Origin of the sequence: Streptomyces sp. NPDC002209 (genome assembly GCF_042890265.1) — a bacterium.
In the GTDB taxonomy this organism is placed as follows: domain Bacteria; phylum Actinomycetota; class Actinomycetes; order Streptomycetales; family Streptomycetaceae; genus Streptomyces.
The window spans coordinates 1-22,793 of the sequence record NZ_JBIARX010000035.1 but is presented as its reverse complement, the minus strand read 5'-3'; the positions used below and the strand labels follow the sequence as shown (position 1 = coordinate 22,793).

The 22,793-nt window shown below is 67.7% G+C and carries 23 protein-coding genes and 3 pseudogenes; 4 read left to right on the top strand and 22 right to left on the bottom strand.

Annotation, left to right across the window (positions count from 1 at the left end; all coding sequences use genetic code 11):
• Nucleotides 1-156: 156 nt before the first annotated feature.
• The 14 genes and pseudogenes from ACFYXK_RS33650 to ACFYXK_RS33585 all read right to left on the bottom strand — a co-directional run bounded on the left by ACFYXK_RS33650 (nt 157) and on the right by ACFYXK_RS33585 (nt 11,526).
• Nucleotides 157-921: a hypothetical protein gene (locus tag ACFYXK_RS33650; RefSeq protein ID WP_389414608.1), complete on the bottom strand. Its 765-nt coding sequence runs from the start codon at nt 919-921 to the stop codon at nt 157-159.
• 17 nt (nt 922-938) lie between these two features.
• Nucleotides 939-2,738 (bottom strand): putative T7SS-secreted protein, encoded by a 1,800-nt coding sequence (locus ACFYXK_RS33645; RefSeq protein ID WP_389414607.1) that lies wholly within the window; start codon nt 2,736-2,738, stop codon nt 939-941.
• Nucleotides 2,735-3,370, bottom strand: coding sequence for a hypothetical protein (locus ACFYXK_RS33640; protein WP_389414606.1), 636 nt, complete (start codon nt 3,368-3,370; stop codon nt 2,735-2,737). The genes ACFYXK_RS33645 and ACFYXK_RS33640 overlap by 4 nt, the downstream gene beginning before the upstream one ends.
• Entirely contained in the window at nt 3,367-3,843 is a 477-nt protein-coding gene (locus ACFYXK_RS33635) for a hypothetical protein (protein WP_389414605.1), read from the bottom strand. Before ACFYXK_RS33635 ends, ACFYXK_RS33640 begins: the two co-directional genes overlap by 4 nt.
• Before the next feature lie 258 nt (nt 3,844-4,101).
• Nucleotides 4,102-4,812 (bottom strand): hypothetical protein, encoded by a 711-nt coding sequence (locus tag ACFYXK_RS33630; RefSeq protein WP_389414604.1) that lies wholly within the window; start codon nt 4,810-4,812, stop codon nt 4,102-4,104.
• A gap of 163 nt (nt 4,813-4,975) precedes the next feature.
• Entirely contained in the window at nt 4,976-5,572 is a 597-nt protein-coding gene (locus ACFYXK_RS33625) for a hypothetical protein (protein ID WP_389414603.1), read from the bottom strand.
• Nucleotides 5,573-5,611: 39 nt separating this feature from the next.
• A complete protein-coding gene (locus ACFYXK_RS33620; protein WP_389414602.1) occupies nt 5,612-6,217 on the bottom strand; it encodes a hypothetical protein in 606 nt (201 codons plus the stop codon).
• Nucleotides 6,218-6,894: 677 nt separating this feature from the next.
• Nucleotides 6,895-7,209 (bottom strand): helix-turn-helix domain-containing protein, encoded by a 315-nt coding sequence (locus ACFYXK_RS33615; RefSeq protein ID WP_389414609.1) that lies wholly within the window; start codon nt 7,207-7,209, stop codon nt 6,895-6,897.
• A 30-nt stretch (nt 7,210-7,239) separates the two neighbouring features.
• Nucleotides 7,240-7,476, bottom strand: a pseudogene (locus tag ACFYXK_RS33610) (acyl carrier protein); the annotation flags it as partial.
• A 158-nt stretch (nt 7,477-7,634) separates the two neighbouring features.
• Nucleotides 7,635-8,141, bottom strand: a complete 507-nt coding sequence (locus ACFYXK_RS33605) for an RNA polymerase sigma factor (RefSeq protein WP_389414601.1) — start codon at nt 8,139-8,141, stop codon at nt 7,635-7,637.
• 192 nt (nt 8,142-8,333) lie between these two features.
• The gene (locus ACFYXK_RS33600; protein WP_389414600.1) at nt 8,334-9,368 is read right to left on the bottom strand and encodes a DUF721 domain-containing protein; all 1,035 of its coding nucleotides are present in this window, start codon (nt 9,366-9,368) and stop codon (nt 8,334-8,336) included.
• Nucleotides 9,365-9,733, bottom strand: a complete 369-nt coding sequence (locus tag ACFYXK_RS33595; protein ID WP_389414599.1) for a hypothetical protein — start codon at nt 9,731-9,733, stop codon at nt 9,365-9,367. Before ACFYXK_RS33595 ends, ACFYXK_RS33600 begins: the two co-directional genes overlap by 4 nt.
• 534 nt (nt 9,734-10,267) lie before the next feature.
• Nucleotides 10,268-11,143, bottom strand: a complete 876-nt coding sequence (locus tag ACFYXK_RS33590) for a hypothetical protein (RefSeq protein WP_389414598.1) — start codon at nt 11,141-11,143, stop codon at nt 10,268-10,270.
• Between the two features lie 173 nt (nt 11,144-11,316).
• On the bottom strand, nt 11,317-11,526 hold the full coding sequence (locus tag ACFYXK_RS33585) for a hypothetical protein (RefSeq protein ID WP_389414597.1): 210 nt from the start codon (nt 11,524-11,526) through the stop codon (nt 11,317-11,319).
• 152 nt (nt 11,527-11,678) lie between these two features.
• Between ACFYXK_RS33585 and ACFYXK_RS33580 the strand changes: the two genes are divergently transcribed.
• Entirely contained in the window at nt 11,679-12,356 is a 678-nt protein-coding gene (locus ACFYXK_RS33580) for a helix-turn-helix domain-containing protein (protein ID WP_389414596.1), read from the top strand.
• Nucleotides 12,353-13,444 (top strand): integrase, encoded by a 1,092-nt coding sequence (locus ACFYXK_RS33575; RefSeq protein WP_389414595.1) that lies wholly within the window; start codon nt 12,353-12,355, stop codon nt 13,442-13,444. The genes ACFYXK_RS33580 and ACFYXK_RS33575 overlap by 4 nt, the downstream gene beginning before the upstream one ends.
• Before the next feature lie 563 nt (nt 13,445-14,007).
• Here ACFYXK_RS33575 and ACFYXK_RS33570 read toward each other — a convergent pair.
• From ACFYXK_RS33570 to ACFYXK_RS33550, 5 genes are all read right to left on the bottom strand, one after another.
• Complete coding sequence (locus ACFYXK_RS33570; protein ID WP_389414594.1) at nt 14,008-14,130, bottom strand: hypothetical protein; 123 nt, start codon at nt 14,128-14,130, stop codon at nt 14,008-14,010.
• A 571-nt stretch (nt 14,131-14,701) separates the two neighbouring features.
• Nucleotides 14,702-15,208 carry a hypothetical protein gene (locus ACFYXK_RS33565; RefSeq protein WP_389414593.1) on the bottom strand — a complete coding sequence of 169 codons (507 nt, stop codon included), beginning with the start codon at nt 15,206-15,208 and terminating at the stop codon, nt 14,702-14,704.
• Between the two features lie 631 nt (nt 15,209-15,839).
• The gene (locus ACFYXK_RS33560) at nt 15,840-16,988 is read right to left on the bottom strand and encodes an HNH endonuclease (RefSeq protein ID WP_389414592.1); all 1,149 of its coding nucleotides are present in this window, start codon (nt 16,986-16,988) and stop codon (nt 15,840-15,842) included.
• Between the two features lie 373 nt (nt 16,989-17,361).
• Nucleotides 17,362-18,360 (bottom strand): PIN domain-containing protein, encoded by a 999-nt coding sequence (locus ACFYXK_RS33555; protein ID WP_389414591.1) that lies wholly within the window; start codon nt 18,358-18,360, stop codon nt 17,362-17,364.
• 551 nt (nt 18,361-18,911) lie between these two features.
• Entirely contained in the window at nt 18,912-19,346 is a 435-nt protein-coding gene (locus tag ACFYXK_RS33550; protein ID WP_389414590.1) for a hypothetical protein, read from the bottom strand.
• 238 nt (nt 19,347-19,584) lie between these two features.
• Between ACFYXK_RS33550 and ACFYXK_RS33545 the strand changes: the two genes are divergently transcribed.
• Together ACFYXK_RS33545 and ACFYXK_RS33540 are read left to right on the top strand one after the other, a co-directional pair.
• Nucleotides 19,585-19,725 carry an AbiV family abortive infection protein gene (locus tag ACFYXK_RS33545; protein WP_389414589.1) on the top strand — a complete coding sequence of 47 codons (141 nt, stop codon included), beginning with the start codon at nt 19,585-19,587 and terminating at the stop codon, nt 19,723-19,725.
• 230 nt (nt 19,726-19,955) lie between these two features.
• The gene (locus tag ACFYXK_RS33540) at nt 19,956-20,222 is read left to right on the top strand and encodes a hypothetical protein (protein WP_389414588.1); all 267 of its coding nucleotides are present in this window, start codon (nt 19,956-19,958) and stop codon (nt 20,220-20,222) included.
• Nucleotides 20,223-20,308: 86 nt separating this feature from the next.
• Here ACFYXK_RS33540 and ACFYXK_RS33535 read toward each other — a convergent pair whose 3' ends face one another.
• The 3 genes and pseudogenes from ACFYXK_RS33535 to ACFYXK_RS33525 all read right to left on the bottom strand — a co-directional run.
• Entirely contained in the window at nt 20,309-21,085 is a 777-nt protein-coding gene (locus ACFYXK_RS33535) for a hypothetical protein (RefSeq protein WP_389414587.1), read from the bottom strand.
• A 496-nt stretch (nt 21,086-21,581) separates the two neighbouring features.
• Nucleotides 21,582-22,136 (bottom strand): annotated as a pseudogene (gene tpg / locus ACFYXK_RS33530) (telomere-protecting terminal protein Tpg).
• Nucleotides 22,137-22,142: 6 nt separating this feature from the next.
• Nucleotides 22,143-22,700, bottom strand: a pseudogene (locus ACFYXK_RS33525) (transcriptional regulator); the annotation flags it as partial.
• Nucleotides 22,701-22,793 lie beyond the last annotated feature (93 nt).

Genomic DNA, 22,793 nt, shown 5'->3' with positions numbered 1-22,793 from the left:
CCGGAACAACACCCACAACTCATCCGGCACCAGCCGCTCAACCAAATCCGTCATGCACGGCTCAACGAACGATCGGACCATAAGAAACGGCGTCTTATAGCGGCGGGCGGACGGCAGCACGAGCTTGTCGACTCCGACCCCGCCGACATCTGCGAATCATGCGTGTTCGGCGAGCAGCGATCGCACTCTTTCGTTGCCCATGGCGGAAAGGTGTTCCGCCAGTCTTTGCCCCGCTGGGCCTTTTGCCCGGTGAACCGCTGTGACGGCATGGACCATGGTCCGGTCGCCCGGTACGGCATAGAGGATGCGCGTGATCAGATCCACGGCGAGTTCCTCGTCGACAGCGACGATCGAGTTCGCAAGGTCGACGAGTTGGGTTGCCAAGTCGAATCGGCAACGGGCACCGGCTTCGATGGATCGCAGGGCGCGTGCGATGACTGCTCGGATGTCGGGAAGACAATCCCGAACCACCGATTCCTCCAGGTAATCCCCCAGCCTCTCTTCAAAGTATTCGCGGTCTGCGATCCGGATGAGCGACCGGAAGGTTTCCACACGGAGAGCGGATGAACCCTTCTCTTCTGCAAGCTCCCGGCTGTCCGCTGCGGCCTCGGAGAATTTTCCGTAGCTGCTGTCCACCGAGAACTTGCGGTCCATGACGAGGTCGTACCAGGGAGCGGCCTGCGGCTCGCGAGTCGCCTCCTGGACCGTTTGATACCCCACGGGTTCACCCCAGGCCACAAGAGCCAGACATGCGAGATACCTTTCGCGGTCCGGTGCCGCAGTGTCACCGAGCAGCGCAATAAGCCCGGGGACGCGTTCTTGGTGCTCGACGTGGTCGTAGCCCCCGTAGATGACATCGTCAACGTCGTCGGTGTGATTTCCATCGAAATCGGTTCCGAGGAGGGATTCGAACTGAGTCATGCCACTACCTTGCCTCATTACGGTCCGGTGATGTAGTCACGCGGCACAATGCCCTTGATGAGCCATTCCTCGTCACGTCGTGTGTTCATCATGTCCACCATGCGTTGCGCAATGCGCTTGGTCTTGGTCTTGCTGAGCCCCAGCTCCGCGGCTGCCGCCTCGATCTCGGGCCGTGAGCTTCCCGGCGGAACCGTGAGATCGACGGGCCGTCCCGCAATTCCGTCAGCACTGGACTGAATTGCCTGTTGGACCTGATCCGGTGAATGCACCTCGACACCTTGCACACGCCCGGAGGCAATGTCCTGTTCCAGGCGTGGCAGGTCGATGCGAATCTTACCTGCGCCAAACGCCTTGGCGTCGGCTCCGTCGCTGCTCAGCGACGTGTACGGGCTGTCCGACTTTGCCGGATCCCTACCGACGACGTGGTCAACGATGCTGGCCTGACCGTCAGGGTTGGCCGGCACCAGGTCGCCATCAGCGTTGAGGTGGGCCTTGCGCTGTCCCCGGCTGTTGTACTCGGCGGTGAAGTCATCGTCCTGACGCATCAGATGCGGGCGGTCCCCACCGGGACGAACAGGCTCCGCGTCTCCTTGCGGGGGATCGCCCTCTCGTTTCAGCCCACTCTCGCTGCCAGTTGCCGACTCTCTCTCACCCTTCGCGGCCGCCGACGCCTCCCTGCGCCCGGCGCTCTCCGCCACCTCCTCGCCTACGCGCACACCTGTGCGGACTCCGCCCAGGCTGCCTTTGGTGCCGAAGATTTCGGGGAAGAGGCGGCCGACGCCTTCGCTGAAGTCGCCTTCGAAGCTTTCGATGAGGCCCGCGGGGATGCGTTCGGGGTGGGCGGCCGTGGAGACCAGGCCTGCCAGGGTCATGTTGAGGTGCTGCTGGTACTCGGCGGGATGGGTCAGGTTGTACGGGTCGGCGGGGTTGAGACCGCGGCCGAAGTTCAGGATGCCCGCGGTGCCCTTGAGCGCTCCGCCCGCGACGTGGGTGAGCTCTACCGCCTGCGAGCCCTCGTAGTCCATGAACTCGGCCATGATCTGGCGTGCCGTCGACGGCTTGGCCGGGGCGAGTTCCGTGGCGGCGGTGATCGCCTGCTCGGCGGCGCGGGCGGCATCGTCGCGCTGGCGACGCGCCTCATCGAGGATCTCCCGGGCCCGCGTGCAGGCTGCCTCGCCCGGGTCGGCACCCGGTGCCGGGCAGGGGCCCGGGTTCTGACCGGCCTTGACAGCCGCCTCGTACGCCTCGGCCCTGGTCTTGTAGGCGTCGGCGGCGTCCTTGGACGCCTTCTTGCCTTGCCGGTAGAGCTCGATAGCCGCTTGGGCCTGAAGCTGAGCCCACATCACCGTCTCTGCGTAGCCGCCCAGCGTATTGCCTGCGGCTTCGCACGCGTCGGCGGCGTGGAACCAGTCGGTGGGATGCATCGCGAACTTCTCGCGAAACGCGTCGGCCGCGGCCCCCTTCCAATGACCGGAGTCGAGGGCCTTCATGCCCTGTCCGACCCGGTTGAAGGCTGCCTGGAAATCCCTCAGGTGGGCCGCCGACTCCCAGATCGCTTCAGGTTTGCCGTGCAGCAGCTCGGAGGCTTGCTGGGTCTGACCGAGCTGTTTCTCAGGCCTGGCGCCCAGGCGGTAGGCTACATCGTCGCCGAAGTCCTCTACCTCGTCCGCCCAGTCGTGCGCACCCACGTAGTCCAGGCCGGCACCGATGCCGTCGGTGGCCACATCGACGCCATGGCCGATGGCCCTCTTGGCCGAGTCCACGCCATGGCCGAGCTTGTCCATGCCCTGGTTGAGCAGTCCGCCGAGGTCGGTCATCGGCGCTCACCGCCGGTCGGGGGCTTGGGTGCCGGGCCAGCGATGTCCTCGACGGTCTGGTCCATTTCATCGCGCAAGCCGGCGGCATCGATGATCTGGTTCGACAGGAGAATGTCGGAGCTGTTCACATCGTGGATGGCGCTCTTCCAGGCGTCCTTGCTCTCGCGGGAAGCGTGCTCGTAGGACTCCTTGCTGTAATCCGCGTCCCGGATCTGGGTGTACGGGTTGTCCGCCAGGACCTCTACCCAGCCTCTACCGGTGACGTCGCCCTCGGAGGCGTAGGGGTTGCCCCAAGCCGCGTTGGTGACCACCTTGAAGGCGCCCTGGACGTACTGATCCTGCTCGTGCAAAACACCGGCCGACAGGCCGACGTTGCCGGCGAAGTCATTGCCTTGCTGGACAAGGGAGCGCACGCCCCACTCCCACCGTTCGCAAAACGTGCTGAAGGCGGACGACAGGCCGTCGTACCCCGTATCCATCCCCGACAGTGCGATCTTGGCGAAGCCCCGGCCCATGCTGGCCGTGCCCACCATCCCGATCTCCTTCAGCTCACCCAGCGTCTCCGTGATGCCCTGCGCAATCTGCGCAAGCGCTTCCTTCGAGACATCAAGATCCGGCTGCTCCCCGCTCACGCCGCGACCTGCCCATCCAGCGCCGCCGCATCCGGCACGATGCCCCGCACCGGCGGGAACACAGCACCCTCAGGACCAGCCACGTTCCACGCAACACCGCACGGGAAGTCCAGAGCCGGCACCAACTCGTCCAGCAGCCCCGCCCCGACCACACGCCGGTAGGTCCACTCCTGACCCCCTTCACCGCGCGCCTCGGCGAAGCGGGCCAGCTCCTCCTCGCCGGAGAACGCACAGATCCAGTCCAGACCACCCAGTTCAGCCGCCCACAGACCGCCCGCTTCATCCAGCGGTACGAACACCACCCGGCCACGGAAATCCGCCAGCCGCTCCCGCACCGCCTCCCGGGCCTCCTCGAGCGGATCGACCTCGACCGATGGGGGAGCCGTAACCACGGTTGACGGCGTCGCCGTGCCTGAGGCCATACGTTCGGCGGCCTCTATTCGCAGCCGACCCCACTCCTCGTCAAACCCCACCCTGAACCCCCCCAAACCGCGCCGCACACGCCCACGACCGCGCGGCAACATCCCCTTAAACACTGATCGAACGTACTTTTGCATGTTGCGAGAGAGACGACCAACTTTGCGGGATCCTCGACCGACGACGGGTCGCGCCCCCTCCAGCCTGGGGCTTGTCTCACAACGGGATCGTCTCCACACACTCCCATGTCACGGTCCTGACGGCCTCGCCGCTAGAGGCACACGGCGGTCGCAGCCCGGATCAGCGTGATCACCTCAGCCTGGCGACCCGGGACGGGTGATAGCCGCGGGGCGTCTCGCAACGCACTGCGGGCCCAGCACCGCAGGCGGGGCACGCCACATCATGAACCTGCCGCCCGCCGGCGGCGGGGTAGGCGGGCTGTGCCAACACCCGTCGACACCGGTCCGCGTCCTCCACGACTCCACATGCTCCCGCTCACGGGCACTGAGGGCACTATCAGCCTGCTCGGCTGCCAGCAGCAGCTTCTGGACCGAACTCCCGATCCAGGCCCGCCGTTGCGAGCGCAGTCCGACGGGAGGGCGCCGCAGGGCTGACAGGAGCGCGCGTACACGATCAGCTGCCCGCCGAGCCCGCTCGGCATCCCGCTCGGCCGCCATGATCTCCTCGTGCCGCTCCTGCGCATCGGCCGTCAGCAGCGCACCCGCCGCAGCGGCGATAGCGGTCTCCTCGCCGGTGCGGGCGTGACTCGCGGTCGCGTTCGCCGTCACCGACAACGTGCGCACCACCTCTACATCGCGTGCCTCGACAGCCTCGCGAAGCCTGACGAACAGCTGCTCGCGGACCGCGGCCTGTTCCTTCAGCCAGACCTGGGCGCCGGCAACAGCAGCACGCGACTGGGCCTGGACCTGCTCGTCCAGTCCGCTCACGGCAGCGATCTCGCCGCTGATCTGGGTGACGACGAGCACCGACCCCAGCTTCTGGGCCTCCGGCAGCTTGCGCAGCAACAGCTCCAGGCGGGCCTGGGGGCCGGGGCCTTCCGTGCCTGCCCCGTGGCGCGCCTGGATACCGGGCGGGTGCTGCGGCTTTGGACGAGCCGCTCGACCGCCGGGGTGGTGAGCCCGCGCCCGGTCATCTCGCACTCCTCGAGTTCGAACCATTCGGTGGGCCTCATGAAGGCTTCCGTGCCGATGCGGACCTGTCGGAGGTCCCGACGCTGTCGAGGCGGATACGGTGGATGTACCAGCGGTCGATCAAGGTGTCCCGGTCCACGGGTACCGACACCCCCAGCACGGGCTCGCGGTCGTCCTCATCCCAGACCGGTGCGACCGCTTGGTCCAGGTGCACTCGCAGTCCGCGTTCCTTGAACTGGATGTCGAGGACCGACCCGATCTCTGCTCCGTCTGGCTGGGCGAAGTCGAAGTCGACCAGGTCCCCAGGGTGGCCGGCCTTCCGGAGCCAGGCGGCGGCCGCGGCCTTCACGTACAGGTGGTCCGCGCTCGCCACCCCGCTGGCACGCCGGCCGCACCGGTGCGAACGCGCCTCCGCACCCGGGTGGTGGGCGAAGTGACAGACGCGATCGGTGTACAGCTTCGTCGTCAGCTGGACGCCGCAGCCGCTCAGCAGCAGGCCGCACCAGAACGTGTCGTGCTCGTGCCGCTTGCGGAAGGCGTCCAGCTCGATCGCCTCCAGCGGCAGCGCCAACGGATCCTCCGACGCCGCCCCGCCCAGAACCGCCGTCTGGATCTGACGGTTGTCACCCCGCACGAACCCCACCCCTGCCGACTCGACTCACCGGTTGCGCGATCACTGCTCGGCGCGCATGCGCCTTTCCTCCCGCTGCTGGCGGCGCGCGTGGGTGACCTGGGAGCGGAGCCAGTCGGTGTACGCCACCTCCGGATCCCGGTCCGGCCCCGCGAGCATCGGGAGCAATGCGACGACCTGGGAGACGAGGACGGTGATCACATCGGCAGCGCCTTCGGGGCCTCGGGCCAGGACCAGGGTGCGCGCGGTTTCGTCGAAGAGGTCGAGCGCGGCCTCATCGCCGAGGGTCAGGGCCAGGCGGTCGGCCAGGAAGTGCCGGACGATCGCGGCGGCGTCGGCGAGCGACTGCTCGACACCGAACTCGACTGCCGCCGCACGACCGGCCTGAAGGACTGCGGGGGGTTTGCGGGGCTGGTCCAACTCAGGGACGAGTCCCTCCTTGCGCCACTGCTCGTACGGAGGCGGACCCGCGGCGTCCCGACGGGCCCGGTGGTGATCGGTGGGATACCCGGAGGGAGTCCGGCAGGCACGGCCGACGGCCACGTTGCAGGACGGACACTCCACCCGCCGGTCCCAGGCCCGGGCCAGGCGCACCAATTCCCCTGAGCGCGGCCGTTTCTGCCAGGGCCCCCAGTTCTGCTGCGTCACCACTCCCCCAGATCCTTCCCACCGCTCACCCGGAGCGGGCACTGGCACGTCGAAGGCGACCGGGCGCGTACTCAAGAGACCGCCATCCGCTCATTCTTCTCCGTGGCCTGGCCAGGACGCAGGCAAAGCGGAGACCTCATCGCCGATCTGCCGTGGGCTGCGCCGCGTGCCGGCCTCCGAGCGGCTCGGTGATGTTCACGGCGAAGGAGTCCTTCCAGACGAGCTTCAGGCAGTTGGTCCAGGCGTGCCTCCCCCCAGTCGGCAGCCGGAGAGCCCACGAGGCAGCTCCTAAGACCAGCCAAGCGAACCGACCCCGCGAACGTTCAAGGCGTCTTGGCGAAAGCGCATCCGCTCTCTTGCGCGCCCCCGTACACCCGCGCACGCCCCACTCCAGCGCATCTGGTGCAAGGCGATGACGTCGCCGACCACGCGGAGCAGGCCCAAGCGCTCGCGCATCGCGTACTTCGCCACCGCAACCCGGCTGGAGCGCTCCAGCGCTTTGCGGAGCGGTAGGCACGGCTGTCGCGGCCGATGCCGGGGGCCGCACTCAGGCCCTGTCCGGTCCGGTCCAGGCCGCCGCATTCGTCGGCCCCGGGCAATGGTTGCCAGGGGCCCTGTGGTCTTCAAGCCGACTTCCGCACCACCGAGGGCTCACAGCCCGATGCCCCGCCGCCCGCTCATGACGAGCCCGGCGCAGAGCGGCTGCCGTGGCGTGACGGCGGCATTACGCGCAGGCGGAACGGTGCCTTCGGGAGAGAGATCAACTGGGCCTCGGTTTCCCGCAGGTACTCCTGAACGGCGTCCGTTGACACCCGGTACTCCTCCCTCACGCGGAGTGCAGGCAAATGACCGTTGTGGACGAGTTGGTACACGGCCCTATTGGAGATCTTCATGATCGACGCGACCTCGGCCACGGTGAGGAAGTAGGGTCCGCCGGCTCGGCCCTCGCCCGCCCCTTGGCTGGAGGCCCCCGCAGAAGCATTCGAAAGCATGGCGGCAAGATGGACACCCAGACCATCCAGAGTGGGGTGGTCGTACAGCAGCGTGGGGCTGATCTCGAAACCAAACTCCTCCTTGAGACCGTTCGCAAATTTGACCGCGATGAGCGAGTCCATTCCGTACTGGAAAAGCGGCACTCGAGGGTCAATTTCTGTGTCCGGAATCTGCAGATGAAATGCTGCATACTCCCGCAGCCACAGCACTAGCCCGGACTGGGTAGCCGAGTCCACCCGCCAACGGTCAAGGAGCCGTTGCGGCATCCCTTCGGCTTCCGGGCTGGGGCCAAACCCGTCCGAGGAAGTCTGCTCGGCAGCCACCCGGTCTTGGAGACGGGCCAGCCTCTCGGCAGTGTCGACCGGGTCCGCCCACAGTTCGTCCACGGCCTGAACGGCACTGCGCAGCTTCTCTTCGATGCTCATCAGATACCCCCGTCCGTATCAGCCAGTAGCGTTTCCAGCGTCTTCCGGGCGTGATGCAAGTGCGTCTTCACACTTCCCGTGGAAACGTCCATGATCTCCGCAATATCGCTGAGCTGGTAGTCAAACTGGAGCTGAAGCGCAATCGCCGTAGCTTGCTGCTGCGGTAACTTCCGAACAGCATCCAAGATATCGAGCCTGTCCACCCGGTGTGCCAGAGCATCCCGGTCACCTTGCATATCCGGAAACTCGTGAGGGTCGGTACTCAAGCCATGGCGCTGCCGCGCTTGTCGCGCCCTGTTCAGCCGCTGCCCAGCCACGCGAAAAAGCCAAGCCCGCTTGTTCTCGTATTGCGATATTTTCCCCCAATACTGGTGGGCGGAAATCATCGTCTCCTGCGCAGCATCATCGATGATCCCCGGGTCCCCCTCCAGCCACAGCAGATATCGCCGCACCTGCGGCTCCCACTCCGTGAAGAAGCGGGCGAACTCCACTGAGGTCGGCTTCACATACTCCCCCTGCTCCCCGGCCGGCCGGTCATCTCCGGTACGTCCACGGAGCGATCGGCAGCGATGACCGTCCGACGGCCCTGCTGCGTATCTTCCACCCTCAGCCCCGCCCTCGGCAGGCGATCGAGCATCACCTCCAGCGTGACCCGCTGCTCTCGTTCGAGTCCAGCCCGGGCCCGCCCACGGGCCAGCTCATGCAGCACATCCCACAGGTTTGAGCTCCCGGCCCGGGAGCGAAGGAGCAACCCGGCTAGGCCGATCACCGCCGGAACCACGATCATCCACACCTCGACGCTCACCGACAGACTCCGTCCCCTGTTTGCCTGTGCCGCGGTCCCGCACCGCAGCCCCGCCTACTACAGGCCCGGAGCGACAAGAAGGTTGAACCGGCTTCAGAATTCCTACGGCCTCAGGCGGTCTTCCTGAGCGACCGTGGGTCGCGGGGCAGAGCCTTGGCCCGTTCGGCTCGGGCTCGGCGCAGAGCGGCGCGTGGGTGACGTCGGATTGGCGGCGGCGCTCGGCACGGGCGGCATCGAGCGGAGCCGGCGCATCGTCCGGGACGACATCGGGTTCGGGAAATGCGCGGCGGCTGAACTCCCGCATCGCGGCGCTCTGCCTCTCCACCGCCTGCGCGATGGCCGGGTTCACCCGGGACGGGGGCGCGGCCTGGCGGTGCGCCTCGATCGCACGGCGGTAGCCCTCCGGCGGCGTCCGGCGCTCCACCGGCGCGGCGGAGATGGCCGGCTGCGGGGCCGAATCGGCGGCCGCTGGGGCGGGGTCGGCCTTCATGGCCGCGGGGGCCAGGACGTGCAGGGAGCGGATATTCGCGCCGGGCACCCGCTCGTTGGCCGTCGCGATCAGCTTCGGCGCGCTCCAGCGCAGCTGCGTACCGTAGGCCGGGGCCTCGGGGACGACGTCCAGCCGGCCGCTCCCCACGTCGAACGCGATGGCCCGGGCGCGCCCGGTGAGCTCGGGCACAGCCGCGGCGAGGACGGCGTCGAAGTCGGCGAGGACGCTTCCGCCAGCGACCGGGGCGACCATGCCGCGCTCGGCCATCATCACGCCGATCGCGCTGCCCAGTCCGAGCGGCTCGCGCCCGTCCCGTCGCACGACGGTGGTGGTGCGCCGCTTCGGCTTCCTACTGGTGGCGCCGTTGTTCCTCGCCGCCTCCCGGGCCGCGACCAGGGCTTGGCGCGCGAGGTCCACTTCGCTCAGCTCGGTGGTCATGCGATCACCGCCCCGGCGGCGGCGCCGTCCAGCGGGCGGGTGGCGAGGTCGGGCAGCCGGTCCGTCCACGGCGCGGCCGCGGCCTGCTCGGTCCGGGCGGCGGCCTGCTCGCGCAGCCGCTCCAGCCGCGTCGCCAGCAGGTACTGCGCGGTGCGCTCCCTCGCCGTGTCGGCGGCCTTCGTCGCCGCGGCGATGGCGTCCGCGCCGGTCGGGTTGTGCCGGAACCAGCGCCGTCCCTGCTCGGTCCGGTACGCCCGCCGGGCTTCGGCCTCGGCCTCCTCGGTCCGGCCCAGCATCTCCAGAGCCTGACGGCGGTACTCCGGGGCCGCGTCCTGGACGGCCTCGAGCGCGCCGAACGCCAGCACGGACGCCGTGCCCAGCGGGTCCGCGTCCAGCTCACCCGGCTCCGCCGCCTCCAGGAAGTCGTCCTGCAGCTTCCGGGCTGCAGCGTTTCCCGGACGTGGACGAGAACTGCGGCGACGGCTTCCGAGTCGTCCAGGTCGGCGGACCCGGCGGCCTCAACGAGCCCGGCCTCCGCCGTCAGGGCCTCCATCTGGCGCCGGTGGCCGCACCCCTCGCACAGCCCACCCGCCTGCTCTTGGCCGCAGTCCTCGCATGGCAGGACCCGGAGCGCGGCCGCCGCGGCCAGGCGCTCTGCCTCGGCCTGGGCTGCCGCCTCCGCACAGGCAGCTGCGCGCGGGTCCTGCTCCGGATCACCCCCGCGTCGGCGGGGAGCTCCATGCAGGCGCTGCGTTTCATGGGTCGTTTCCTTCCGGTTGGCTCACGAAACGCACTGCTGAAACGGTCCCGGGTGAGATCAGGGCCCTCAGCTGCGCGATGGCCGGCGGCGACGAGCAGGTCGAGCTCGAAGAAGCCCTCGAGGCCCTGCGACGAGCCAATCAGGGCGTGCGGATCACTGCTCCCGAGACGAACCACTGCACCAGGGCAGCGGAAAGGTGGACTCCCGCCCTGGCGGCTTCCAGGGTCTCGGGCACGGTCGCGCTCTGGGCGCCGTGGCGCGAGCTTTGCCCCTCCCACAGGGCGCGCATCATCGCCTCCACCGGGGCAATCGGGTCACCGCCCGGCGTGGGGATCGCCGTGGTCAGCTTGTGGCGGGCGTTCCTGATCTCGCCGAGCATCGTGCCGAGCGTGGCCTTGGCGTTGTTCGGCTGGATGACGGCGTGGGCTGCGGATTCCACCGCCTTGATGGCCTCGCTGTATGCGCGTACCGGGTCCGGATTCCGCCCGTAGGCCGCCTGCCACGCCACCGCGAGGTGGTCGGCGGCGGAGCCCGCGCCGGGTGCGGCCGCCGCGTCGGCGATGGTGTGTCGGACGGCGTCGCGCACCGCTGGGGTGACCCGCTCCTCTAGCCCGTCGAGTGCCTCGGTGATCCGGTAGGTGGAACCGGCGTCGTCCAGCATGCGGCCGAGTATGGCGATGGACGCGGGGTTCACGTCCTCGGTCTCGACTCGAACTGCAAGGAGGGTGTCGACCACGTCGAGCAGTTGGGCATCGGTCGAGGTGGTCAGCGGAGCGATGTAGTTGGGTGGTATCGCCCGGATGTTGCTGCGGACGGGGTTCGGGCGGATACGCAGCCGCAGACAGACGGTCTGCGCCGCGCCCACATCCGGAGAGCCTGTGTAGGTCAGTTCGTCGTGCACCCAGAACTGCAGTGATTCAAGGAGGTGCTCGGGAACTCCGTCGAACGGTCCGTCGTGGTTCGCCTCAGCGAGTCCGACGCGGACGGAGAAGCGCGGGCGGGGCGTCGTGGTCATGACGGAAAGGTAGCGGTGGGAGGGATGACGTCGGATAAGCTCTCCTTATCCGACGCGACAGAACGGGACATGACGCCCCGTCCGAGAGGGGGGAACGCGATGGTGCCGGACATGACGACGCGGGGCGCCCGGCCTCTCGGCCGGGCGCCCCGCGCGCTGGTCGTCGCCGTCGGTCAGGACAGCAGGCCCAGCCGCTCCAAGACGTCGAAGACGATCGGGATCGCCAGGCCGCCGGCCGTCCCGCCGGCGAGGAACGCCGGCCCGAACGCCATGTTCAGCGGCGGGCGGGTGGAGATGTGGAAGACCAGGCCGCCCACCACCACGCAGAGCAGGAGGGCGAAAAGGGTGTACGCGGTGTCGGCGGAACCGGCGGCGATGAGCAAGGAGACCCCCCGGGCGGAAACGGGAATGACGGGACGCCAGGCTGACGTTCCGTCTATTGTCTCGCAGCGAGACAATATTGAAGTCTAGAGACGTAACCGAGACAATGTCGAACGCCCACGTCACGGGAGGTAAGAGGATGGCCGGACGGCCGATGAAGCCGATCCCCGAGGACGCGCCCGAGGAGCTCGCCCGCTTGGCACGCACCCTGCGAGAGCTGCGGGAGAAGACCGGGAACCTGCCGCTGGCCGACCTCGCGCACGATGCGCACCTCGCCAAGTCCACGCTGCACCACGCGCTGAGCGGCGAGCGCCTGCCCAGCCAGGAGATCGTTCTCCTCTTCGTCGACGTCTGCAGTCGGAACGCGGGAGTGAGCCCCGAACCCCTCCGGGAGCAGACGATGCGGCTGTGGCGCGAGGCCCGCCAGGCCATCCGCCCGTCCGACAGCGCGGCCGAACGCCCTTCTGCTGCACTGGAGCTCTGGCGCCGCAGAGCTGCCACACCGCGCCGCACGGACGGTGCCGACCCCACGCGGCCGGGCACAGTGTCGTCCGCCGAGGACGACGTGACCATCGTTCGGTACTACGGACACGGCAACTACGACCAGGACGATCTCGCGGCGCTGCGCCTTCGGCGCGTGCACGCAGAACGCGAGGCGGGGGCAGCGATGGCCCGTCTGCACGAAGCGGTCGCGGCCGCGGAAGCCGCCCAAGCCGCGCTGCGGGTGGCTTCCGAGGCCGAACGTGACGCCCTGGAGCGGGCGAATGCCGAAAACGCTGAGGCGGGCAGTCCAAGCAGCCCGGACATCCCCGCCAGCCGGGCCGAGTCGTGACGAACGATGCCGCCCTCCAGCCCGAGCCGACCGCCGTCCGACCGCACGACTTCGCAGAACGGCGGATCCTGATCCAGCAGTGGGCCGAGCGACACGGCGTCGACACCGCCCGCCGCCTGGCCGAGGCCGAGGATCTCGCCGACGCGGTCGCCGCCGAGATCACCCCAGACAACACCCTGGACACGTACGCGAAGTCGTGGCGGGTGTGGGGCAGGTTCTGCGCTGCCGCCGGCCTGCCCGAAGGGGAGGGCTCCCGCGGCGCCCTCGTCGCTTTCGTGGCCTGGATGCTGCGCGAGGGCCAGCAGAACAAGAAGGGCTACGCGCCGACCTCTGCCGACACCCACCTCGCGGGCGTCGTCATCGGCCTGCGCGAGCGAGGCGCCACTGTCAGCGGCGACGACCAGGCCGTGGCCCGCAAGGCGCTGGCCGGGCTGGAGGTCAAGCTCCTGCAGGCTGGGGAGCGGCGCGGCCGCGGCCAAGCGGTCGGCGCCGATGTCGACGGGCTGTACGCCATCGCCCGCTCCTGCCCCGACACCCTCACCGGCGACCGCGACAAGGCCTTGGTCCTCACGGGCTTCCACTACGCCTCACGCGCCCAGGACCCCGCCGGCCTCCAGAGCGGCGACGTCACCCTGCACCCGCGCGGCCTGGTCGTCGCCGTCCTCACCGGCAAGACCAAGCACTCCGTCCGCAACGCCAAGATCGGCTACGCGCAGGACCCGGAGATCTGCCCGGTCCGCGCGTACACCGCCTACCGCGAGCGCCTGTTCACCGAACACGGCCAGCGCTGGGCGGACCCCTCCACCCCCGCCTTCGTCGGCATCGACCGGCACGGCCACATCACCGGCGGACTCGTCCCCGACTCCGTCACCCGCGCCGTCAAACGCATCTCCGCCCGCGCGAGCGTCCCGATCCACTGGACCGGGCACTCCCTGCGCATCGGACTCGCCTCCACCGGCCGCAAAAAGGGCAAGGACGCCATCGCCATCGCCGACCAAGGCGGCTGGGCCCGTCACTCCCGCTCGATGCTCGGCTACATGCAGCGCGAAGACGGCTGGGACGACAACGCCTCCACCGGCCTGACCTGACCGAGACGGCCGCGGATGACATGCGTCGGGGCCTGGGACGTCGCCGCTGTTTCGGTCAGCGCTCTGGTACATGCGCTGGACCTTGCGCCAGGCGGTGATGACGTCGGGCAGTTGGTCGAGCAGTGTCCGGATGACGAACAAGAAGATGCTAAGCACGCCAGAGGCAGCGAGCAGCCAGAGAATGATGGAGTCCACCCGTTCGAGTCCCTCGTGATCCAGGGGTCGAACATGGGTGACGTTCACTCAGTTCGACCACTGATTTGTGTGGTCAGAACTGAGGTCCACGCCGACAGTAAAGCTCAGGCCCTGCTATCCCATGGGTCATGCGGGCACGCCCTGAGGCAGCCGCGGCGAGTGGTGAGGTAGCAGGTGGCCGGGTCGTGGTTCACGGCTCGAACAGCCGCCCCTCGACATGTCGGCTCGTGGGGAACTGCTCCTGCGATGCCTCTGAAGCTACCTGAAGACGAGATCACGGCCGCCACAAATGCCATACGTGAGACAAGACCCCCGCAGTGCGGTAATGAGGCTCACACGGATCGACCCCGGGGCCGTAGCAGAACCGTTCAGCGGTCGTAGCCGACGTGGAAGCCGTCGAGTACCCCGAGATCGTCCCGGGCTGTAAGACGCTGGTTCTCCCCGTACGACGACACGTGGGTCTCCGCCGCCTCGGCCTCGATGTGGACCATCTCGTCCCGCTTGCTGCCCTGCTTCCACGGACTGCCGCCAGGCGCAGCCGGTCGATGCGGTTGTGGTCAAGTCCGGTCCCGCCCCGCCCTGGCCCTGTTTGGGCGGCCTGGACATGTGCCGGTTGTCCCCCACGCACCTGGGCTGCACGGTCTCGGGTTCCTTGTCCCACCATTCGACGTCGGTCGTCTCCCCACGCACCTGGGCTGCACGACTCAAGGAAGACCAGAAGCGTTGGCAAGTCTTCAGAGCCGTTTCCTGACCGACTCGATCCCGCAGCGCCGCAAGCTTCGTGCGAATGCTGCGCAGCACCGGAGTTGCACGCCGATATGGGGGGTACTGCGCAGCCAACGGCGCCGCTGGCGCCATGGCTTCCCCACTGACCACCGCGCGAGCCAGCGACGGCGCTCCACCCTCCGGTGCGGCGCCGCTCTCGTGCCCTTGGCGGTAGCACCAGGTAAACCGGCTTGTTCTGGAGCAGCAGAACAGAGCATTCCTGCCCTGCTGCATGCAACAGGGCAGGAGCAGCAAGCAGCAGTCGCCCGCCGCTGCACCAGCCAGGGCCGAGACCTGCTATCCGAGCAGCCGCCGTGTCCCGCCTAGGTCCATGCAAATGCTGCGCAGCACCCACGACACCACCCTGTTGCTGTCCGACGGCCACCACCAGGACCACGAGCAGCACCACCACGCCGACAAGCAGCAACCACTTGACCCCGCCGTGCAGCAGCCTGCTGCCACCGCTACAAGCAGCGGGCGAAGGGACAGCAGGTCGTCATCACAGGCCGGTGCCGTGCAGGCGCGGCGGTCGCCGGACATCGCGTAGCGGCGGGCGGCCAGGCCGTGCTCGAGGTCCTCGCCGCTCTGGTCGCACAGCAGCGTGAGGACGTCGGCTGCCTGCTCGTCGGAGAGGTAGGCCGGGGCGACTTCGAGCGTCAGCTCGCCGATCGCGTACGTGCTGGCGACGAGCTTGTCGACGACGGCGCGCATCCTGGCGACGACCGGGTCCGCCGACGGCTCGGCAGGCGGCGGGGCCGGCGCGGTGCGGATGTCTCGGACGGCCTGGCGGACCACGGCACGCACCGCAGCCTCGTCGAGGGTCGCCAGGCCGCTGTGGGCGAGCGTGGAGAGTCGGCGGGAATGAGCTCCGCGACGTCGCCGCGGCGGCCGGAGATGGCGATCAGAGCCCGCTGGGACAGGCCGTAGTCGAGCGCAGCCGCGGCGCCCGTGGCGGTGTCTCGAATGCGAGACGTCTCGGTGCCGACGGTGACCGCTTCGTGGATCGAGGCTAGGGCGCGGGCGATGTCCAAGAGCCGGTACGCCTGGGCGCGGCTGATGCTGAACTCCGCGTTGCAGTACGCCTCCCACGATCCGTGGCCGAGCGGCACCCAGACGCGGGCAGCGTGCACCTCCCGGGCCTGCGCCGCAGTGAGGAGCGGTCGCGCAGATTCAGCGACGACGGCCTGGTCCTGGTCGTGCTCGCCCATGACTCCATCGTCCTCCGCGCCGACGACCGGGTGCCAGGGCGTACGGAAGTGTTGACAAGTGATCGTGACCGTTTGCCGGGTGACTGTGACCACGGTTCCAGCCCTGCCAGCGGCAACCGGCACCGCAACCCGGCCGCAATGAAAGCCGAATCGAAAGCGGAGCGGGAACTACCGCTGCACGCCATGACTGCAACAGCCACCAGCCCACCTCCTCCGACCGCCTTTGGTCACTCCGTTTCAGGGCCTGTGGGGCCTCCTGCTTCAACACGGACATGGCCCTTCAGCCAGCGGCTCACTACCCCGACCGCGGCGCCCGCTTCGTTCGCGAGTGCGGTGATCGTGGGGCGCGGCCCGCCCGGGCGCCAGTACTGCTGCCGTAGACGTGCGATTAGCTCGTCCGGGTAGCGCTGGCCCATGTGGTGTTTCTCGCCCATGGGCATGGTGCCGTGCAGCTTCTTGTCCGCCATGTTCTCAGCCTGGGTGCCGAGGGCCAGGTGGTTTGGGTTGTTGCAGTTGTTCCGGAACGTCTCGTGGGGGCACTTATGGAGAATGTGCCGACCCTTGATGTCGGCAAGGATCATCCCGTGGGCGATTACGTAGGCGATCCGGTGGGCTGGGGGTGTGTTCTGGCCGTCAAACCGCATGAAGCCGTAGCCAAACTGGTTGCGTGGCTTTCCGGTCCACGGCCAGCACGCCTCCAGACCACCCGAGCTGTCCACTTGGGCACGGAACTCTGAGATCCTGGCCGCTCGCTCTAGGGCGGGCAGGTCGAGCTGTCTGGGGATTTGCCAGCCTGCGGACGGTGGAGTCTCGGGATCGCCCACGGCGCGCGACACGGTCGAGCCGTTCATGCGTCCTTCCCGTCGCGCTCTGGCCATGTCGCGGTTGTTCTCGGCCTGGGTACCCGGCCGAAGGTGCGCGGGATTGCAGCACGGGCGGTTGTCGCACAGGTGCCGCAGCAGAAGGTCCACCGGTGCTTCGGTGAGACCGTGAGCAAGCGTGAACGCCACTACATGGGCCGACCGGGAGCCGACTAAGTTCGAGCCTGAGGGAATCTGCCCATAACCGCTGCGGGTGGTCCCGGTCCACGGCCAGCAGGCGTTCGGACCTGCGGAGCGGTCAATCTGGCTCCATACACAGGCCTCGCGGTAGCGGCGTCGCTCCGAGGTTTCGGCGAGACCGTAGAGCACGCCGCCGTCTGTAACCCTCCGACCAACGCTTCCTTGCAGGTGCCTGTATGTCTTGCCGTTAACCAGCTGGTTGATCCGGGATAGCGGGACGCCCAGCTTCTGGGCTATCTGGGTCTGAGTCATCGCGCCGGACTTGTACCGCTCCAGCACCCAGAGCGCTTGTTCGTCTGTGAGAGACCTCTGCATGGCCGGAGCGTAGTGAGGGTCACTGACAACCGGATCGTGACCGTTTGTCAGGTGGCTGTGGCCACGATTCCAGCACTGTCCAGCGGCAACCGGTCCTGCAGGTCCTCGCGGCTGACCGGGACGCCCAGCAGGGCGTCGTCGGCAGGCCTGCGGGTCGTCGCGGCCGACCGGGACTGAGTACTCCCGGACCGGTGTCGCCGAGAGGGCCGGCGGCTGATCCGGGGCGGCACACGCCCAGGGCCCGAGCCGCTGGCGCGGTTCGGGCCCTGATGCGTTACCGGGCTACAGGTCGATCCGGATCTCAGCCGCCGCCTCTCGTACGGGCGCAGCTTCGGCGGCGGTACGGCCACTGGGGAGGGAGCAGGTAGTGCGCTTAAGGCTCCTGGTCAGGCGCCTGGATCGGGATCTGGTGCGGGCCATCCGTGGCCGCTTGACCCTTACGGGCGATACTGATGAGCGCGGCCTCGATGTGCGAGAGGTTTGGTGTCATCTGCTCACCGATGCGGGCCAAGGCGATCCGCATCGACGGAGTGTCCATCAATGCCTCGACGTGCGCTGTGGCCGCCGAAAGTTCACCGATGCGGGCCATGGCGGCACGCATCGACGGATGGTTCGCCAAGGCCTCAACTTGCTCTGCGGACAACGACAGTTCGTCATCAAGGCTGGGCACTTCAGGGAGCCCTGGAATGTCCTCCGGCGTGATGGGGACCGGTCGCTTGGAGTCAAGAACCGTCATGGCCTTGTCCGCTGCCGTGCTCAGCAGGACTCGAGTCTCCCAGGCGTACGCCCGGTCAAGCTCCTCGCCCCGGAGGTTCCTGATCTCCCTGAGCAGCCACCGGACCGAGGCAGTGAACCAGTGGTGGCCGTCCACCTCGCGGCCGCTCACCTCCAGCACCCGGTCGAGCGCCACGGCCGTGGGAGCCCAGCGCGAGGTGCCCGTCATCGTCAGCTTGTAGGCGTCTCCATCCGAGGCCGGGGTCAGCCGTGCGCCGTTGACCATCCGGAAGCGCCTAGTCGCGGCGCGAGCGGCCTCCAGGATCGCCGTACGGGTCTCCTCGGTGTCCAGGAGCCCTTGAACGTCCTCAGCGCTGGCCTCCACCTCCGTGGCGAACTTCGTCAGCACGCCATCGAGCGAGGTGAACAGGAAGAACCGGCCCTCCATGCCAGATATGTCCCAGTTCATCACCGCTGGCAGCGCCGTGCCGTCGCCGAAGTCCTCCGTGTTGTTGCTGACGAAGTACACGGTCTCTTCGGGGTGCTCGCGCGCGTACTCGACGGCAGTCAGCCAGATAGCGGCGTCGCGAGCCCCGGTCTTGTGCTTGCCGCTGTTGACCGTTTTGCACGGCGCGATCAGGTTCGTCTCCCGAAACATGGCCTGCTGGTAGGCGGCCAGGGGACGTTTCGATGACCTCCGTGATGGTTGCGTACCGCTCCCGCCAGTGCTCACGCACGTGCTCGGCCGGCCAGCTCTTCGGGTGAGCGACGTGATCCCAGGGCGTGGCTTTCCGGAGCTCGTCCACAGCGTCCACGGCAGCGTCGTGCTTCGCCTTGTAGACGAGGGCCTGCTGCGCGGCGATCTCCTCCACGGCGATCCACGGGGTAGCCACGCGCTCGCCGTCTGCGGCCCGGATGGCGCGGAGTACGTCCGCGGCGGGACCGCGCAGAGAGGTTCCCTTGAGGATGTTCGCGTCCAGGATGATCAATGCGGGGCACTCCGTCTTCCTCAGCTCCGAGTCGTACGGGCATACCCTCTCAACTTCTGATCATCGGGGCAGGGGGAATGCCGGCACCGGCGGCTCCATCGTGGCGGTGATCACTATGGACGGCCCTCTCTGCACTCGGTCCTGGTCCCCTGGCCGGAAGGACGGGGACAGGAGCAAGCCCTTCTCGCTGTTGCGTTGACCGCGGCGGTCCGGGGGCCACTTAGGACTGGCCAGGTTGGTTGGGTGCATCGCTCGGTGGCATCAGGAAGGGCTGGCGGCCTCGTCGCTGCTCGTCCTTATGCATGCGGTGGAGGTCCCTGATTAGGCACGCTTCCAAGTCCGCGATCAGGGGAATGCCGCTTCCCACGGAGGAGTCTTCCATGAACGCGACAACAGGGTCGACGATGTCGTCGGCTCCGTCTTTGCACCACCTGACGGTCCAGCCCGGTGGAGCCGGGAAGCTGTGGGTGTAGCCGGCGCTCTCCCGTACCGCCACGAAGCCAGGTTGCTTACTGGCCTGGACGCGACGCCCAGCTTTGCGGTCCACGACCAGAGCGTTGCCCTCGTCGTCCCAGCCTGCGACCGGCCGGGTGTCCTCGAACTCCTGGCCCTGGGACTTCACTGTAAACACCGCAATCCAGCGTTCGTCGGGCACCCGCGTCTCCCCCTGGTAGGCCGTCGGTGAGGAGCCAGCGTAGGGCAGTGCTTCGTCGTGAGGAGGGCGAATGGAGTCTGCAACAGGTGCTGTCCCGGCCACTGCTGCCCCCTCATCTCGCGGGTCTTGGTCCACGAACTGTTGCCGGTCCTCAAAGGGGAGATTCACGAGAGCCGAGCCCGCGGTGCGGCAGGGCACACTGATGCCATGGTCGAGATGAGCCCCAGGCAGGCACGCGTTGATTGCCGACGCCCAGACCCTGCTGGCCGCTGGCTCGTACGGGCGGGCGCGATCTCTCACGGTTCTAGCGCAGGAAGAGCTTGGGAAAGCGCTCTGGGTCTACGACGTCTTCCAGGGCTCCTGGAATCAGGGGGGATGAGGTGCCGCGTCGGGTGGATGCACTGGCCACGCACGGGCGTAGACACACCAAGAAAGTACCTCGAGGCTGTCGTCTTCGGCGACGAGCTCGCGGAGTTCTGGGGTGACTACAGCCGGGTGCGTGTGATGGGCTCGGTTTACGAGTCGTGGGAGGAGGCTCACCGGCAGCGGCAGGCGGAAGCCGAGTCCGCGGCGCGCTAGGCCAACTCCGCCAAGCAGCGGGGCTTCTACGTGGACCGTGATGACGACGGGACTATCCTCTCTCCGCCTGTTATCCCGGCCGGGAGGACGGCTGACGACCTGCAGACCGCGGTCCAGATGATCGAGATGTTGCTCATCCAGGATCACAGCCGCATGAAGTTTGATGCCGTCACACCGTACGACAGCACTCACCGGCAGCAGTTCCGTCTGTTGCCGGTCTCCCATCCCGAGGACTGGGCTGCCGCCTCCGAAGTGCCCGATCCTCAAACGGACCAAGACACCGGCCGACTCGGGTAACAGGAGTGACCATGCACTCGCCGGTAGCGGATAGACTCCGCCCCTGTGGGGGCGCCCGAAACTGGAACTCGGGCACCCCCATACCGTCAGATGACTTCTGGCATTCGCTCTTTAACGCCTGTACTTCCCTTTCTCGCCGGGAACAGCTCTGATTCGTCTGCGTCATGAAACGTGAACTTCAGACACGAGATGCTGGCGCTGCGTGCATGTGCGTTCCATGCCTTAACCGTCACTCCGTACATCGCCACCCGATCTTTAAAGGCACGCATGCCGGATCGGTGCTCCATCCCTCGTCGGCGAAGGGCCAAGACGGGAGAGTTGCTGGGGAGTTCGGCGCCATCCTTCAGCCGTTGCACGAAGGTCCCGAGCCTTTCCGGGTGGCTTCCACGCGCCGCTTGGGCCAACACTGCGAGCAAGGGAGCCGGCGGGATCCGGCATGCCCTGAAGATGCGATCCGAAGCCTGCGCATAGTCCTGGACTTCTGGCCAGTCGGACAGCATGTCCAGACAGGGCTTTACATCCATCGCGAACTGGAAGCTGTCGGGCACCTGTCCGTCATTGGCCCGGCACGCTTCAGCGAAGCGCAGCATGCCCAGGGCGCCGTGGATGTTCGTCGAGTGCTTGACACGCAGGAACTGTGCCGGGCGCCTAGCCAGGCCGGTATCAACCACGCCGAACGTGTCGGGATCAGCGCCGATGATTACCCACATCTGGACAGTGACACCGGACTGAACGACAGCGGCCAACCTGTGCTGTCCGTCGATCAGTCGTCCCAGAGCGTCAAAGGCGACGGGCTGGTGCGTAAGGAGGTATTCACCAGCGAGCATCGCTGAAACCAGGCCGGCCACTGCCCGCTGTGACATGCGTCGATTCTCGGGCCGGTTGCACTGGAGCCAGGATGCTGCGGTCTGCGGCGTGACGAGGTATACGCCGCTTACTTGTGGGACGAGGGGCGTAGGGAGGGCGAGCTGACTGGAACGCAGCTCTCCCTCAACGAGGAGTCCGCTACTCATAGTGACGATTCTATAGCGGAACGTCCCCTGATGTCACATACCTGGCAGGCTGATTGGAAAATTCATATACGCTGCGTAACTGTTTATGGATGGCAGTGCGTCCTGGCAGCCGTGGGTCGAGGTAATGGGCGACTCTCTGAACGCTGTCGGTGGCCTTCGCTCCAGGAGGATTGGCTATGCCCCCTCGGCGGCCTGGGTGTTACAGCGGGGCGTGTAGGTCGCTCGTACTCGCAGTCATCTTGATGGCCAGTCGAGTGCCGGAGTGGCGTGGTCGGGTAGCCGGGGCACGGCAACATGATCCGGCTACCCGACCAACGGCCTGCCAGCTGTGCAAGCCCAGTAGCTGCTACAGCTGGACGTCGATGTGGTCGACGTCCGTGAATTCGACCAGGAGGCCACTGGCGCGGCGGCCGCGGTCTTTGAAGTAGATCTCTTGGAATCCCTCGGCGACGATGTTGAGGAGCTGCTGTTCGGTGGCGCCTTGTTCCTGGGCTTCGAAGAGGCGGGCTGCGTAGGCCGGGGGCAGGCCCTGGGTGAGGTGGCGCATCCGGCCGTCGTCGGTGGTGCTGGCTGCCGCGGTGTAGCCGAAACGGGCGCGGGTTTCGATGAGTAGTCCGCCGGTGGTGGCTGCGGCCTTCTTGGCCTTGGCGCGGATCTGGGGCTGCCAGCGCTTCTGTACTTCCGCAGTGAGGCGGGCTGCGAGCTCCTTGCGTGGCCGCTTGAGCTTGCCGGTGACGTATCACTCCACGGTGCGCTGGGAGATACCCAGGGCCTCGGCTGCGGCCTTGGTGGACTTGAGCTGTTTGACGAGGTACTTCATCTGCGCTTGTGCCGACTTGGGGGCGGGGCGTGTGAACGCCTTCGCCACCGCCTGGTCGAGGCTGTCCTGGAGCTTGCCCATGGCGGTCTACTCCCCGTCGTCAGTGGCGGTGTGGCCGCCGCTCTTGATGATGCAGGCAATGTTGGTGTGCGGTCCGTCCTGCTCGTACTGGGCTTCGGCCCACAGGGTGGTCTGGCTGCCTTCGTGCTTGACCAGTCCCGGGGTGACTCCGAGCCGGAACTCGCCGGGCCCAGGGGTGGCGGGCAGGAAGTCGAGCGGGCTGGGGCCGTCGGAGGGGTAGACGATGCAGTCCGAGTTGATGGCCACTGGGTACAGGTCGAGCGCGGCCATCTTCATGATCTTGCGGTGCATGATGATTCGGCTCGTGGAGAGGACGGCGGCGCGGATGTCGGGGCGCCAGGTGGGCCGTGACAGCGCGGGCCAGGGCTGGCCGGGCGGGGTGTCGCGGGGGCGCTCGCGGAGCTTGCCGATTCCGCCCTTGGCGGTCGCCTTGATCGCGCGGAGCACCATCGTCAACTCCGGGTCGGCGGTCTCGGAGGCGGTCATCGCGTCGAGGAACGCCTGGCCTTCCAGGTCGGTGGTGACGCCGAGGTCGGCCATTGTGGCCAGGTAGGCGTCCTTTAGTGAGCGTTTTGGTTATGTTCGCGCTGGTCTGATGCAGTTCTGAACTGCCGGTCCCGCAGAGTTGTCGTGCCGTCTGTGCTGGAATATAGCTTT

Bases quoted from the DNA above. Each gene is read 5' to 3' on its own strand.
- ACFYXK_RS33645 (WP_389414607.1), bottom strand. From the start codon at position 2,738: ATGACCGACCTCGGCGGACTGCTCAACCAGGGCATGGACAAGCTCGGC.
- ACFYXK_RS33555 (WP_389414591.1), bottom strand. From the start codon at position 18,360: ATGTTTCGGGAGACGAACCTGATCGCGCCGTGCAAAACGGTCAACAGC.
- ACFYXK_RS33650 (WP_389414608.1), bottom strand. From the start codon at position 921: ATGACTCAGTTCGAATCCCTCCTCGGAACCGATTTCGATGGAAATCAC.
- ACFYXK_RS33600 (WP_389414600.1), bottom strand. From the start codon at position 9,368: ATGACCACCGAGCTGAGCGAAGTGGACCTCGCGCGCCAAGCCCTGGTC.
- ACFYXK_RS33560 (WP_389414592.1), bottom strand. From the start codon at position 16,988: ATGCAGAGGTCTCTCACAGACGAACAAGCGCTCTGGGTGCTGGAGCGG.
- ACFYXK_RS33580 (WP_389414596.1), top strand. From the start codon at position 11,679: ATGAAGCCGATCCCCGAGGACGCGCCCGAGGAGCTCGCCCGCTTGGCA.
- ACFYXK_RS33590 (WP_389414598.1), bottom strand. From the start codon at position 11,143: ATGACCACGACGCCCCGCCCGCGCTTCTCCGTCCGCGTCGGACTCGCT.
- ACFYXK_RS33535 (WP_389414587.1), bottom strand. From the start codon at position 21,085: ATGTCACAGCGGGCAGTGGCCGGCCTGGTTTCAGCGATGCTCGCTGGT.
- ACFYXK_RS33570 (WP_389414594.1), bottom strand. From the start codon at position 14,130: ATGGTCCACATCGAGGCCGAGGCGGCGGAGACCCACGTGTCGTCGTAC.
- ACFYXK_RS33615 (WP_389414609.1), bottom strand. From the start codon at position 7,209: ATGCTTTCGAATGCTTCTGCGGGGGCCTCCAGCCAAGGGGCGGGCGAG.